Below are 13,005 nucleotides of genomic sequence, written 5' to 3'. Positions count from 1 at the left end.
CCGCCGACCCGCCCGCCCACTCCCGGGTGATCAAGAGGTTTGCGTCACGACACGCCGATCCCGATGACGCAAACCTCTTGATCAACGGGACGGACCGGGTGGGCCGGGTGGGGTGGGTGGGGTGGATGCGGGTGGGGCGGGGGGACATGGAGAAGGCTCACCTCGCGGAGCGAGATGAGCCTTTGGTTGTAGCCCCGACCGGATTCGAACCGGCGCTACCGCCTTGAGAGGGCGGCGTCCTGGGCCGCTAGACGACGGGGCCAGAACTTTCCTGTTCACCGCCCTCGCGGGCGGTACGGCTTGTAGTCTAGCGGCACCGCCCGCGAGGGCGAGAGCCGGGTACGGGCAACGGCCGCACGTCCGGCGGCCCAGATCGACTCGGGTTTCGTGAACTCGGGCTGTCAGCCGGCTCAGGACACCACGATTTCATGCAAGCCGAGTCGATCAAGCCAGGCCACGACCCGCAGGCCGCGACCGGCGGGCAGGCGGCGGACACGAAACAGCCCGCCTCACCGCAGTGAGACGGGCTGTGCACGATGTAGCCCCGACCGGATTCGAACCGGCGCTACCGCCTTGAGAGGGCGGCGTCCTGGGCCGCTAGACGACGGGGCCAGAACAACTTTCGCTCCCCCACCCTCGTCGGGCGGAGGAGCTGCACTCCACCGGAGACCACTCTCCGCCCCCGTAGGGACGGAGTCGATCTCCGTCAGAATCCAGCGTCCGGGATTCTCGCGAATCCCAGCTGCGCTGGGGTACCAGGACTCGAACCTAGACTAACTGAACCAGAATCAGTCGGGCTGCCAATTACCCCATACCCCATCGGCCCCTTGCGGCGCCGGGAGTGAACATTACCCTCCCGGTGCCGGCAGGCCAAATCCGATCCCCCCGAAACACCCTTGAGCTGCGGAAACAGGGGCATCAGACCGATCAGGCGACGGGGACCACCGGGTTGCTGAGCTCGCCGATGCCCTCGATCCGCACGGAGACCGTATCCCCCTCGACGAGCGGACTAACCCCCGCCGGGGTGCCGGTGAGCACCACGTCGCCGGGCAGCAGCGTCATCACGTGCGAGATGTACGACACCAGGCCGGGCACGTCGAAGACCATGTCCTTCGTCCGGCCGAGCTGGCGTACCTCCATCTCGTCGGGGTTGCGACCGACCTCACACCGGATCTCCAGGTCGGAGACGTCCAGACCGGTGGTGATCCACGGCCCGATGGGGCAGAACGAGTCGAAGCCCTTGGCTCGGGTCCACTGCCCGTCGGAGCGCTGAAGGTCCCGGGCGGTCACGTCGTTGGCGCAGGTGTAGCCGAAGATGGCGCGTTCGGCGGCGGCGCGGTCGGCCCGGCGGGCGCCCGGAGCGCCGATCACGACGGCCAACTCCGCCTCGTGCTCGACCTGCTTGGAGAAGATCGGCAGCCGGATCGCGTCGCGCGGCCCGATCACCGAGGTGGACGGCTTGAGGAAGAGCAACGGTTCCTTGGGTACGTCGTTGCCGAGTTCGGCGGCGTGGTCGGCGTAGTTGCGGCCCACGCAGACCACCTTGCTCGGCAGGATCGGCGAGAGCAGCCGGACGTCGGAGAGGGCCCAGCGGGCCCCACTGAAGGAGAGCTGGCCGAACGGGTGACCCTCGATCTCGGCGATGGTCAGGCCCTGTGGCCCGGCCTCCGGCTCGCCCTCGACGGCTCCGAACGACATTCCCTTGGCATGAGCGAAACGAGCGATACGCACCCGGCCAATCTAGCCCCGCCGACGCGTCCACCGGCCACAACGCCCGGCGGGTGTGCGCAACCCGTCAGTGTTGGGGCACTTTAGCGCAGGTCGGGACGGCCGAGGCGGGATTCCGCACTTCGTACCCGCACGGAGGCCGGGGAGCCCTAGCGTCGGCTCCGGAGGTTCGTTCGTATGCCTGCATCGACACGACACCACAGAGCCCTCGCAGTGTTCGTACACTGCCTCGGCATCCTCGCCGCCGTGCCGGCCCTGCCCGCGGCGGCCCCGGAGGCGGCGGCCGCGCCACGACCGGCGGCCGTGACGCCACCGCCAGCCGCGCCACGACCGGCGGCCGGCACACCACAACCGGCCGCGCCGACGCCCACGACCGGTCCGACGGCGATCGGGCCGCCGGTGCCGGTGGCCGCGCGGGCGACCAGCGCGGAGCCCACGCCGCCCTCGGCGCCACCGGCGGTGGCGACGCCCACGCGGGCCGTCGTGCCGGCGCCCCCGCCTCCGGTCACGGTGGCGGTAGCGCCCGAGAGCAGTCCGGCGCCGCGTTACCGGATCCACGTCCGCAACGTGGGCAACTCGCCGGTCGACACCACGGTGCGTCAGGAGCTGCCGTCCGGATCGTCGGCGACCGCGATCAGCGCGGGCGGCCGGTCCAGCCGTTCCGGCGGGTCGACGGCCGAGGTGACGTGGCGGTTGCGGTTGCCGGCCCACAGCAGCACGACGCTGGGCACGGCCCTGACCGCGACCGCGCCGGGTCAGCCGCTGACCGCGCCGGCCTGCGCGTTCACCAGTGACGGCAGCCGGCCGTACGACTGCGCCACCGCCACCTGGCAGGCGGCCGCCGCAGCCCCGGCGGCGGAGGCCACCGAGGCGCCGCCGTGGCGGCGGTACCCGGTGCTGCTGGCCGGGTTGGGGATCCTGCTGCTGATCAGCGCCGCCGTGGCGTGGGTGTGGCGTCGACGGCGGGGCCGCCGCGGACGACGGATAACCGCGGCCGCCCTGGCGGACGGTGGACGCGGAACGATCTACCCCCGCCCGGCGACGCCCAGCCCGAGCCGACGCCGGCGTACGCCGCCGGTCTGGCTGCTGGTCGGCGCCGCGGTGGTGGTCCTGGCAGGGGTGATCGGCACGGCCGGCTGGACGGCGACCCGGCAGGTCTCGTCGATCGACACCCAGAAGCAGCCGACCAGTGGCGCGTGGCGGGGTAGCGGGGTCGCCGGCCCGATGGGCGTGCCGCTGCGGGAGTCCGCGTTCGAGTTCACCGTCTACCGGATGACGTGCGGCGCGGCGGGTAGCGCGGCCACCGCCCCGGGGGCCAGCGCGCCACCGCCGGGCGCGCGGAGCTGTCAGGCCACCGTGGGTGTGCGCAACCTCACCGGGTCGCAGCAGCCCTGGCACGGCCAGTTGCAACGCGCCTACCTGCCCGGCAACCGCTGGGTGAGCACGGACGAGTCGGCCACCCGGGCGGCCAACCTGGGGCGGGACGTCTTCGCCAACCCGGTGGCCGCCGGCAGTCGGGTGGTGCTTCCGCTGGTCTTCACCGTCGACGGGCGGGACCCGCCCCGGCAGCTGGAGCTGCGCAGCGGGGTGTTCTCGGCGGGCGTCCGGGTGCAGATGCCCTGACCGGCGCGCGGGCGGCGGTCGTACCCTGGGTTCCGTGACCGCCGCCCTCGCCCCCGCCGTGCTCGACGTGGCGACCTGGCAGGCCCGTCGCCGGGCCCACGAGGAGCGGGCGGACGCCTGGCTGACGCCGCACCTGGCGCGGCGTCATCGGGGCGAGCGGCATCCGGTGGAGGACTTCCTCTTCACCTACTACTCGCACCGGCCGGCCCAGCTCCGCCGCTGGCATCCCGGCGCGGGCGTCGAGCTACGCGACGCCGACCCGGCCGAGTTCGGCCGGGACTACCGTGCCACGTCCGCCGGGGTCACCCTCGACACCGAGGGGGTACGCCTCAGACGCGGCGATTCGATCGCGTGGATCCGTTCGCTGCTGGCCGCCACGGCGGGCCGGACGCCGCACTTCGGCTGCTTCGGGATGCACGAGTGGGCGATGGTGTACCGGCAGACCCGCGAGGAGCTGCGTCACAACGCCTGGCCGCTGCGGCTGGCCCCGGAGCGGACCGCCGAGGTCGTCGAGGAGCGCGGCGTGCGGTGCAGCCACTTCGACGCGTACCGGTTCTTCACCCCGCCCGCCCGGCCGTTGAACCTGCTCAACCCGACGCGCGAGACGCAGCACGCGAACGAGCAGCCGGGCTGCCTGCACGCCAACATGGACCTCTACAAGTGGGCGTACAAGCTGTCGCCGCTGGTCCCGTCCGAGCTGGTGGCGGACTGTTTCGAGTTGGCCCGCGAGATCCGCACGCTGGATATGCGGGCCAGCCCGTACGACCTGGCGGCGCTCGGTCATCCGCCGGTGCGGGTGGAGACGCCGGAAGGTCGGGCCGAGTACGCGACGGCGCAGCGCGGGTTCGCCGACCGCGCGGCGGTGCTCCGCGACCGGCTGCTCGCGGCGGTCCCCTAGCCGCCTTGTCAGCGCGGGCGGGCCCGCAGTCCGTTGAGGAGCAGCGCGACCACCGCGTTCAGGTCGTCGTCGAGGCCCGGCTCGTCCCACTCCGTCCGGTGCGACGGGTGGTGGAAGCGTGCGGTGGCCTGGAGCAGCGCACGGCCGGCGACCGCCGGGTCGGGCACGGTGAACTCGCCGGCAGCCACCCCGTCGGCGACGATCAGACTGAGCTGACCGGCGAGGACCTCCAGGTGGTTGGCGACCGCTCCCTCGGAGAGCGTGGCGAGCTGGTGGAAGTTGTCGAACAGCTCCGGGTCCTCGCGGGCCATCCGCCGCTTGGTGCCGCTCAGTTCGGCCAGCCACCGGCGCAGCCGTTCAGAGGCCGGATCGGTTGCGCTGGCGACGTCGATCAGGGGGGTCGACACCCGGGCCAGCCAGCGTTCGGCGACCGCCTCGCGCAGCGCGGCCTTGCTGGCGAAGTGCCGGTAGACGCTGCCGTGGCTGACGCCCAGCGCGCGGGCCACGTCGAGCACGGTGGCCTTCGCCGGGCCGTACCGGCGCAGCACCTCCTCGGCGGTGTCGAGGATGCGGTCGGCCGTCAGGGCGGTGGCGTCGCTCATCGTCCCAGCCTCCCTGACGACGTCGCCGGTCGTGGCGCGACCCCCGGCCCGGCTGTCGCGCCACGACGGAGCGGTCATGCCCGCTCGCTGTCCAGCATCGCCATCTGCGCGTCGCCGTAACGGCTGCCGGCCACCGCGTCGGAGGGCACGGCGGCCTCGATCGCGGCCAGGTCCATCTCGGTCAGGGTGACCGTGGCCGCGCCGAGCGCCTCGGTCAGCCGCTCCCGGCGACGCGCGCCGATCAGGGGCACGATGGTCTCGCCCCGGGACAGCACCCAGGCGATGGCGATCTGCGCCACGGTGACGCCCCGCGCCTCGGCGACGGCACGCAGGGCGTCCACCAGGGCGAGGTTGCGGTCCAGGTTCGCGCCGGTGAACCGGGGCAGGTCGGTGCGGAAGTCGCGGGCGGTCGTCTGGCGCTGCGGCGTCCAGTGACCGCTGATCAGGCCCCGGGACAACACCCCGTACGCGGTGATGCCGATGCCCAGCTCGCGGGCCGTGGGCAGGATCGCGGCCTCGGGGTCACGGGAGATCAACGAGTATTCGATCTGAAGGTCGGCGACGGGGTGCACGGCGTGTGCCCGTCGCAGCGTTTCGGCGCTCACCTCGGACAGGCCGATGTGCCGGATGTGGCCGGCCGTGACCAGGTCGGCCAGGGTGCCCATCACGTCCTCGACCGGCACGTCCGACGGGAGCCGCGCCGGACGGTAGATGTCGACGTGGTCGGTGCCGAGTCGGCGCAGCGTGTACGCCAGGAAGTTCTTGATCGCGACGGGTCGGAGGTCGTGGCCGATCCAGTTGCCGTCGACGTCGCGCAGGGCGCCGAACTTGACGCTGATCACCGCGTTGTCGCGGTTGCGGCCGCGCAGGGCGTCGCGCAGCAGCATCTCGTTGTGGCCCATGCCGTAGAAGTCGCCGGTGTCGAGCAGGGTGACGCCGGCGTCCAGGGCGGCGTGGATGGTGGCGATGCTCTCCGCCTCGTCGGCGGGGCCGTAGAGGTCGGACATGCCCATCAGGCCGAGCCCGAGGGCGGAGACGGTGGGGCCGTTGCTGCCGAGGGTGCGGGTGTCCATCGGTCTTCCTCTCACGTGGGGTACCCGGATGACAGTACACCGATCGACTGACAGATTCCAGATTCTGTCACCAAGGGCAGCGCGAGGCCCGTCGAGATGACGTCGGGATCCGCTACTCGCCGTCCACGCGGCGGTCGCGCTTGCGCTGCGACTGGCGCTTCTTCTCGGCCAACCGGCGCTCCTTCGCGCCCCGCGACGGCCTGGTCGCCCGGCGCGGCGGCGGGGGTGGGGCGGCCGCCTCGCGCAGCAGCGCGGCCATCCGCTCGCGGGCCGCCTCCCGGTTGGCGAGCTGCGCCCGGTGCTCGCTGGCCGCGATCGTCAGCACGCCGTCGACGAGGCGGTTGGCGAGGCGCGCCAACGCCCGCGCCCGCAGCGACTCGGGCACGGCCGGCGAGTTCGCCAGGTCGTAGCTCAGCTCGACCCGGGAGTCGGCGGTGTTCACGCCCTGCCCACCGGGGCCCGACGAACGGGAGAAGCGCTCTCGCAGCTCCCCGGCGGGGACGACCCACCGGTCGGTCACCCGCAGTCCGTCGTCCACGCCCCGAGGCTAACCCGCCGGGAGTCGCACCGGGTCACCGGTGTGCAGGCTCACCCTGCGTCGTGGACGAGGTCGGCGCCGGGCCGGCGGTCTCGTCGTCCGAACCGACCGCGGCGTACGCCACCGCGCCGAACAGCAGCAACCCCACGACCGCGGCCTTCACGGCGATCCCGCGGACCAGCGACCACGCGCCACGGCGAGCGCCGGGCACCGCTTTCTTCGCGGCCTGGTAGTCGGTCCACCCGCGCCGTGCTCGGGCGTACGCCGACCCCACCGCCCATCCGATGACCAGGCCCACCAGCAGGAGGACCGTAAGAAGAGGACGCTCCACCTGAGCCAGTATCCAGACCGAGCGTCATATTTCCATCCTCCGATGGCCTCGGGCCGGATATCCGACACTGTAGGCGGCCGGCAGGGCCGTTCGGGCAGGTCAGCCACCCTTGCCGATGATCGTGTCGGCGGTCTGCTGGACCTGCTCGATGGGGATGGCGAAGCCGATTCCGATCGAGCCGTTGCCGTCGATGGTGGCGATGGCGGTGTTCACTCCGACCACCTCGCCCCGGGCGTTGACCAGCGGCCCGCCGGAGTTGCCCGGGTTGATGGACGCGTCGGTCTGCACCGCGCGGTGCCGGTTGTTGCCCAACCGCACCTGACGGTCCAGCGCGCTGACGATGCCGGCGGTGACCGTCCCGGACAGGCCCAGCGGTGAGCCCACCGCCAGCACCGGCTCACCGACCCGGGTCGCGCCCGGCTTCGCCAGCGGCAGCGGGGCGAGTCCGGCCGACGGTGGCACCTTCAGCACCGCCAGGTCGCTGCCGGCCTCCCGGCCGACCACCTCGGCTTCGTACCGGCGGCCGTCGGGCAGCTCCACCGTCACCGGTCCGCCGCCGCCCTTGGCCAGGATGTGGTCGTTGGTGACCAGGTGCTGCTGGTCGTCGATGGCGAATCCCGAGCCCGTCGCGGACGCGCCGTTCGCGCCGCCGGCGAGCACCGACACCACACCGGGCACCGTCCGCTCGGCGGCGGTGACCAGCTCCGCCGGCACCGGCGCGGCGGACGCGGCGGCCGGCCCGCCGGCACCGTCCCGGCTGGCCACCACGCCCCCGGCGAGCGCGCCCGACACGGCCGAGACCGCCACGATCGCCAGCGCGGCGAGCAACCGACCGGATCGCCGCCCCCCGGGGTCACGGCCCGAGCCGGGAGCGTCCCACCACCCTCGCCCGTCCGGGTCGAGGTCCGGCGAGATGAACCAGGGACCGCGCGGTTCGCCCAGTCCGGTCTGCACTGCCATGCGTACTCCTCACGGTCGACGTCGGCGCTACGGGTCAGGGCAGTCGGGAGAACCAGCGCATCGATCCGGCGGCGGCCCCCATCGCGAACACCAGTCCGAGGCCGATGAACCGCGCCGAGACGTCCTGGCGTTCGGTGCGGTAGCCGACCGAGCTGCCGATGTCGTCGTAGACGGCGCGCAGTTCGTCGACGGTGCTGGCCTCGTGGAACATCCCGCCGGTCTCGTCGGCGACGGCCCTGAGCGTCTGCCCGTCGACCGGCACCTGGATCGGCCGTCCGCCCCGGTCCACGAACCCCGACGGGGTGCCGAAGGAGATCGCGTGCACCGGCACCTTCGCCGCGACGGCCTCCGCCGCCGCCTCCATCGGGTCCATTCCCGAGGTGTTGGCCCCGTCGGACAGCAGGATGATCCGGGCCGGCGGTGGTTCCTTCGCGGCCTCGCTGTCCAGGCTCTTGACCGCTCCGAGCGAGGTGTTGATGGCCTCGCCGATCGCGGTGCCCTGGACCCCGGTCACCCCCTCGGCCAGCCGGCCGATGCCCTCGTCGAGGGCGTCCCGGTCGGTGCCCGGTGGTACCAGGACGGCGGCGCTGCCGGCGAACGCGACGAGCCCCACGTTGAACTCGTCGGGTAGGCCCTCGACGAACCGTCGGGCCGCCTGCTTGGCCGCCGCCAGCCGGTCCGGCTCGACGTCGGTGGCGAGCATCGAGGTGGACACGTCGACGGCCACCATCACGGTGGCCCGCTCGCGGGGTACCCGGACCTCGGCGGTGGGCCGGGCGAAGCCGACCACCAGCAACGCCAGCATGGCCAGGAACAGCCCGGCGGGTACGTGCCGACGCCAGGCCGGCCGTTCGGGCGCCACCCGGTCCAGCAGCCGCAGGTTGGTGAAGCGGACGGCGTAGCGGGCGCGTCCGCGCTGCACCACCAGGTACGCGACGACAAGCGCGAGCACGCCCACCAGCAGCCAGAGCCGCAGCGGGGACTCCCAGCTCACGCGGCACCTCCCCGGGCGGCCCCGGCCGGCGCGGCGGCCATCCGTCGCTGGGCGTGCACGTGGCGGACGATGTCCGCGCTGACGTCGCGGTCGGTACGCAGCCCCAGGTGTGTCGCGCCACTGCGGCGCAACGCCGCTCGGACCTGATCCCGCTGGGCGGCGGCTGCCGCGGCGTAGCGCTCCCGCAGGCGACGGTCCGATGTGCACACCTCGCGGCGACGGCCGGTCTCCGGGTCGACGAGCGTGATCAGGCCGACGTCGGGCAGTTCCAGCTCACGGGGGTCGGTCACCTCGATCGCCAGCACCTGGTGGCGCGCGGACAGCCGGCGCAGGGTCCGCTCCCAGGGCGGCGGGTCGGCGGGGTCGTCCGGAAGGCCGTCGAGGAAGTCGGAGACCACCACCACGAGTCCACGCTGGTTGGCCACCCGTTGCAACGCGTCGAGCCCGTCGGCCAGCTCCGGAGCCGGCGCGGTCGACCGTTGCCCCGGCCCATGGGTGGGCGCGCTGGCACGCGGGGCCGCGAGCAACGCCCGCAGCAGACCGAGCAGATGGGTACGCCCGCAGCGGGCCGGGAAGCGTCGCATCCCGTCGGCGCTCAACACCTGGGCGCCCAACCGGTTGCCGACGCCTGCGGTCAGGAAGCCGACAGCCGCCACCGCGGTCACCGCCAGCTCCCGTTTGTCCAGCTCGGCGGTGCCGAACTCCATGCTGGCGCTGGAGTCGACGAGCAGCCAGGTGGTCAGTTCCCGGTCGGCGTCGACCTGGCGGACGTGCGGCACCGCGGTCCTGGCCGTCACCGCCCAGTCCATCCGGCGGACCTCGTCCTCCCCCGGCCGGTACTCCCTGCTGCCGGCGGGTTCGCTACCCGGCCCGGGCAGCAGGCCACGGTACTGACCGTGCAGCAGACCGTCGAGTCGCCGGGTGACGGTCAGTTCGAGTCGGCGCAGACGCTGGTCGGGGGTCAGCTCGGCCAGGCCGGGATCGGGTGCCGTGCGCACCGACTCACGGGCGGCGCGTCTCATGCCGCCGCCAGGTCGGGCGTCTGCTGGGGGTGCCCGGTGGCGACCCGGGGCGGGGGCACCGCCTCCACGAGTCGCCGGACGATACTCTCCGCCGAGACCCCGTCGGCCACGGCGTCGAAGGAGAGCACCAGTCGGTGGGACAGGACGTCCACCGCCAACTCCCGGACGTCCTCGGGCAACACGTACTCCCGCCCGCGCAGCAGCGCCTGCGCTCGGGCGGCGGCGACCAGGCCCAGCGTGGCCCGGGGGCTGGCGCCGTACGCGAGCAGCGGCGCGATCTCCGCCAGGCCGAACCGGCCCGGGTCTCGGGTGGCGAGGATCAGCCGGACCACGTACTCGGCCAGGGCGTGGTGGACGAAGATCCGCTCGGCGAGCCCCTGGAGGTGTCGCAGCCGTTGCGGGTCGAGCACCTGGCGCGCGGTGGGCCGGTCGCTGCTCATCCGGTAGAGGATCGCCAGTTCGTCGGCGTCGCCGGGGTAGTCGACGACCACCTTCATGAGGAACCGGTCGCGCTGCGCCTCGGGGAGCTGGTAGACCCCCTCGGACTCGATCGGGTTCTGGGTGGCCAGCACCAGGAACGGCACCGGTACGGGCCAACTGCGCCCGCCGATGGAGACCTGCCGTTCGGCCATCGCCTCCAGCAACGCCGACTGGACCTTGGCGGGCGCCCGGTTGATCTCGTCGGCCAGCACCAGGTTGGCCATGATCGGACCCAGCTCGATGTCGAAGGTCTCCTTCGAGGCCCGGTAGATCCGCGTGCCGACGATGTCGGAGGGGACCAGGTCCGGGGTGAACTGGATGCGGGAGAAGGTGCCGCCGACCACGGTGGCGAGGGTCTGCGCGGCGAGGGTCTTGGCGACGCCGGGCACGCCCTCCAGGAGGCAGTGCCCGTTGGCGAGCAGTGCGGTGAGCAGACGCTCGACGAGCCGATCCTGCCCGACGATCACGCGTTTGACCTCGAAGAGGGTCTGTTCCAGGTCGGCGCCGGTCGGCTCGGGATCGACCGAGGTGGGCATGCTGGCCAGGGTGTCCGAGATGTCCGTCACGGTGCTTGCTTCCCGGCCGGGCCCCCCGGCAAACGTGGGATTGTGCGGGCCGGACCGGCCGGGAGCACCCGCAACGGGCACGGGCCGCGCGAAAGAGTGACGAGCCACGCGAGCCGGCCGCACGGGGTCGAATCACCCACGGGGGGCGACCAGGAGGGCACGCCGGCCGAGGGCCCGACATGCGATCCGGCCCCCGCGCGGGTGCGCGGGGGCCGGGTCGTGTCACCTCGCTCAGAAGGTGTGCGTGAGCAGCGTGAAGCCCAGGTCGGCCGGCACGCCGGACGAGTTGTACGTCTGGACGAAGACCGCGTTCGGGGTGCTCAGGCGCGGGGCGACCGAGACCTCGCCGGCGGGTGGGACGCAGCAGGAGTTGGCGCTCGAGATGGTCGCCAGGTAGGCACCGGTCGAGACGTTCACGCCGAACTGCACCTCATACTGGCCTGGGCCGTACTTGATGAGGGTGCCGGTGCCGCGGACCTTGGTGCCGTTGGCGTTGACGACGGTGTAGTAGGTGGCCGTGGCCAGGGTGCTGGCGCCGTTGGCCTTCAGCGCGGCCTTGGCCGACCGTGCCGACTCGGCCGTGACCGGCGGCTGGTCGCCTACCCGCTTCGCCGCCGGCTGGACGGCCGCCTGCGGCGCCTTCGCCGACGGCTGGGCGACGGCGATGCCCCCACCCGCCAGGGTGAGTGCCGCGACCGCGAACCCGATCGCTGCCGCCTTACGTCGGAAGGATGTACTCATGACAGGTCCCCCTTGTGTGACCGTGCGAATTCGGCCGACCCGCGGGGCGGGACGGATAACTGCCAACAATGAATTGGACGGTTGATTACTCGGTGAGATTAACCCGCTCTGAGCTGGGATTACTACTCAGAGTTGCGTCGTTTCAACCAGATGGAACGTAGCACCGCCAAAAGCCGCAGGTCAATAGTTGATCTCGCATTATCGACCTGTCATCCAGCCGTCAGATAATTGTGAAAGGTGAACGGAGAACCATTCACGAAATTGCTCGGCCGCGACCCCGGTTAGGCTGAGCGCCATGATCGTCACCGACGACCCGCCCGCGCCGACCCGCCGCCGAAATCTGATCCGCACCGCCCTCTGCTGGGTGGTCGTCGGGCCTACGGCCACCTGGGCCGCCGTACGTCTGGCCGGGCTGGACCGGGGACCGTTGGTGCAGGCGCTCGCCTTCACCCCGTACGTCGCCGGAGTGAGCGTTCTGGCGCTCGGGCTCAGCGTCGCCCTGCGGCGCTGGTGGCCGGCGGCGGTCGCGGCCCTGGCCGCCGTGGCGCTACTCGGCGTGGTCGCGCCCCGGGCCCTGGCCGCGCCGCAGCCGACGGCTACCGGCCCGACGATCCGGCTGCTCACCGCGAACCTGCTCGCCGGGGCCGCCGACGCGTCGGCGCTCGTGGAGTTGGTCCGGCGGCACCGGGTCGACGTGCTCACCGTGCAGGAGTTCACACCCGACGCGCAGGCCGCGCTGGACCGGCTCGGGCTCGACCGACTGCTCCCCCACCGGCAGCTCAACGCGCACGTCGGGACGTCCGGCTCGGGGCTCTACTCGCGCTGGCCGATCAGCGACGTCGGCATCCGTAACAACCGGGGCCAGGGCGGCTGGGGGTTCACCCAGGCGTACGGCACCGTGGCCGTCCCCGGGGCGCCACCGGTCCGCGTCGAGTCGGCCCACCCGTCGGCGCCGTCCGCGCTGGACCAGGTCGACGCGTGGCGTACCGACCTGACCGCCCAACCACCCGCCACGCCCGACGGTGAGCTGCGGATTCTCGCCGGCGACTTCAACTCCACCCTGGACCACGGGCCGCTGCGGGCGCTGCTGCGCACCGGTTACGTCGACGCCGCCGACGCGACCGGCAAGGGGCTGACCGGCACGTGGGGCCCGTACGACGGCGACCTCATCCCCCCGGTCACCATCGACCACGTGCTGGTCGACCGCCGGATAGCCGTCGACAAGGTAAAGGTCCTGGCCCTACCAGGCAGCGACCACCGCCCCGTCCTGGCCACCGTCACCCTCCCAACCCGGTAACCCACCGGTGCGGGGGCGCGCACCCCGGTGCGGGTGATGACTCACCGGCATCACCCGGTCGAGCTGGTGGACGCCTCGAAGATCCCCTACGGCCCGTCACGCGCCCAGGAGGAGATCAACCAGATCCTGGTCGACCGGGCGCTGGCCGGCGC

At 72.7% G+C, this 13,005-nt stretch carries 13 protein-coding genes and 3 tRNA genes; 3 read left to right on the top strand and 13 right to left on the bottom strand.

Going from position 1 to position 13,005, the window contains the following annotated elements:
- Nucleotides 1–189: 189 nt before the first annotated feature.
- The 4 genes from AB0J36_RS27875 to AB0J36_RS27860 all read right to left on the bottom strand — a co-directional run bounded on the left by AB0J36_RS27875 (nt 190) and on the right by AB0J36_RS27860 (nt 1,731).
- Nucleotides 190–262 (bottom strand) — tRNA-Glu (locus tag AB0J36_RS27875).
- Between the two features lie 277 nt (nt 263–539).
- A tRNA-Glu gene (locus tag AB0J36_RS27870) sits at nt 540–612 on the bottom strand.
- A gap of 135 nt (nt 613–747) precedes the next feature.
- Nucleotides 748–819 (bottom strand) — tRNA-Gln (locus tag AB0J36_RS27865).
- 108 nt (nt 820–927) lie between these two features.
- Nucleotides 928–1,731 carry a fumarylacetoacetate hydrolase family protein gene (locus AB0J36_RS27860; protein WP_357131201.1) on the bottom strand — a complete coding sequence of 268 codons (804 nt, stop codon included), beginning with the start codon at nt 1,729–1,731 and terminating at the stop codon, nt 928–930.
- A 174-nt stretch (nt 1,732–1,905) separates the two neighbouring features.
- Between AB0J36_RS27860 and AB0J36_RS27855 the strand changes: the two genes are divergently transcribed.
- Together AB0J36_RS27855 and AB0J36_RS27850 are read left to right on the top strand one after the other, a co-directional pair.
- Nucleotides 1,906–3,351, top strand: a complete 1,446-nt coding sequence (locus AB0J36_RS27855) for a hypothetical protein (protein ID WP_363661326.1) — start codon at nt 1,906–1,908, stop codon at nt 3,349–3,351.
- Nucleotides 3,352–3,385: 34 nt separating this feature from the next.
- Nucleotides 3,386–4,249 (top strand): 3-methyladenine DNA glycosylase, encoded by an 864-nt coding sequence (locus AB0J36_RS27850; protein ID WP_357173239.1) that lies wholly within the window; start codon nt 3,386–3,388, stop codon nt 4,247–4,249.
- An 8-nt stretch (nt 4,250–4,257) separates the two neighbouring features.
- On the opposite strand, the gene AB0J36_RS27845 is transcribed toward AB0J36_RS27850, so the two are convergent.
- The 9 genes from AB0J36_RS27845 to AB0J36_RS27805 all read right to left on the bottom strand — a co-directional run bounded on the left by AB0J36_RS27845 (nt 4,258) and on the right by AB0J36_RS27805 (nt 11,556).
- On the bottom strand, nt 4,258–4,851 hold the full coding sequence (locus AB0J36_RS27845) for a TetR family transcriptional regulator (protein WP_363661325.1): 594 nt from the start codon (nt 4,849–4,851) through the stop codon (nt 4,258–4,260).
- A 74-nt stretch (nt 4,852–4,925) separates the two neighbouring features.
- On the bottom strand, nt 4,926–5,924 hold the full coding sequence (locus AB0J36_RS27840; protein ID WP_363661324.1) for an aldo/keto reductase: 999 nt from the start codon (nt 5,922–5,924) through the stop codon (nt 4,926–4,928).
- Nucleotides 5,925–6,036: 112 nt separating this feature from the next.
- Complete coding sequence (gene arfB / locus AB0J36_RS27835; RefSeq protein WP_357131213.1) at nt 6,037–6,462, bottom strand: alternative ribosome rescue aminoacyl-tRNA hydrolase ArfB; 426 nt, start codon at nt 6,460–6,462, stop codon at nt 6,037–6,039.
- 34 nt (nt 6,463–6,496) lie between these two features.
- On the bottom strand, nt 6,497–6,793 hold the full coding sequence (locus tag AB0J36_RS27830) for a hypothetical protein (RefSeq protein WP_357131218.1): 297 nt from the start codon (nt 6,791–6,793) through the stop codon (nt 6,497–6,499).
- 99 nt (nt 6,794–6,892) lie between these two features.
- Nucleotides 6,893–7,753 carry a trypsin-like peptidase domain-containing protein gene (locus tag AB0J36_RS27825; RefSeq protein WP_357131220.1) on the bottom strand — a complete coding sequence of 287 codons (861 nt, stop codon included), beginning with the start codon at nt 7,751–7,753 and terminating at the stop codon, nt 6,893–6,895.
- A 34-nt stretch (nt 7,754–7,787) separates the two neighbouring features.
- Nucleotides 7,788–8,747, bottom strand: a complete 960-nt coding sequence (locus tag AB0J36_RS27820; protein ID WP_357131223.1) for a VWA domain-containing protein — start codon at nt 8,745–8,747, stop codon at nt 7,788–7,790.
- Nucleotides 8,744–9,769, bottom strand: a complete 1,026-nt coding sequence (locus AB0J36_RS27815) for a DUF58 domain-containing protein (protein WP_357131226.1) — start codon at nt 9,767–9,769, stop codon at nt 8,744–8,746. The genes AB0J36_RS27820 and AB0J36_RS27815 overlap by 4 nt, the downstream gene beginning before the upstream one ends.
- The gene (locus AB0J36_RS27810) at nt 9,766–10,815 is read right to left on the bottom strand and encodes a MoxR family ATPase (RefSeq protein WP_357131229.1); all 1,050 of its coding nucleotides are present in this window, start codon (nt 10,813–10,815) and stop codon (nt 9,766–9,768) included. Before AB0J36_RS27810 ends, AB0J36_RS27815 begins: the two co-directional genes overlap by 4 nt.
- Before the next feature lie 231 nt (nt 10,816–11,046).
- Nucleotides 11,047–11,556 carry a hypothetical protein gene (locus tag AB0J36_RS27805; protein ID WP_357392968.1) on the bottom strand — a complete coding sequence of 170 codons (510 nt, stop codon included), beginning with the start codon at nt 11,554–11,556 and terminating at the stop codon, nt 11,047–11,049.
- Between the two features lie 295 nt (nt 11,557–11,851).
- On the opposite strand from AB0J36_RS27805, the gene AB0J36_RS27800 reads away from it, so the two are divergent.
- Complete coding sequence (locus AB0J36_RS27800) at nt 11,852–12,853, top strand: endonuclease/exonuclease/phosphatase family protein (RefSeq protein WP_363661323.1); 1,002 nt, start codon at nt 11,852–11,854, stop codon at nt 12,851–12,853.
- The last annotated feature ends 152 nt before the right edge of the window (nt 12,854–13,005 follow it).

Source organism: Micromonospora sp. NPDC049662 (assembly GCF_040675055.1).
In the GTDB taxonomy this organism is placed as follows: domain Bacteria; phylum Actinomycetota; class Actinomycetes; order Mycobacteriales; family Micromonosporaceae; genus Micromonospora.
The sequence above is the reverse complement of the archived record's forward strand: the minus strand, read 5'-3'. Positions and strand labels throughout refer to the sequence as shown.

Excerpts from the sequence above, each read along its gene's own strand:
- AB0J36_RS27855 (WP_363661326.1), top strand. The coding sequence starts at position 1,906 with ATGCCTGCATCGACACGACACCACAGAGCCCTCGCAGTGTTCGTACAC.
- AB0J36_RS27845 (WP_363661325.1), bottom strand. The coding sequence starts at position 4,851 with ATGAGCGACGCCACCGCCCTGACGGCCGACCGCATCCTCGACACCGCC.
- AB0J36_RS27840 (WP_363661324.1), bottom strand. The coding sequence starts at position 5,924 with ATGGACACCCGCACCCTCGGCAGCAACGGCCCCACCGTCTCCGCCCTC.
- AB0J36_RS27825 (WP_357131220.1), bottom strand. The coding sequence starts at position 7,753 with ATGGCAGTGCAGACCGGACTGGGCGAACCGCGCGGTCCCTGGTTCATC.
- AB0J36_RS27815 (WP_357131226.1), bottom strand. The coding sequence starts at position 9,769 with ATGAGACGCGCCGCCCGTGAGTCGGTGCGCACGGCACCCGATCCCGGC.
- AB0J36_RS27805 (WP_357392968.1), bottom strand. The coding sequence starts at position 11,556 with ATGAGTACATCCTTCCGACGTAAGGCGGCAGCGATCGGGTTCGCGGTC.
- AB0J36_RS27800 (WP_363661323.1), top strand. The coding sequence starts at position 11,852 with ATGATCGTCACCGACGACCCGCCCGCGCCGACCCGCCGCCGAAATCTG.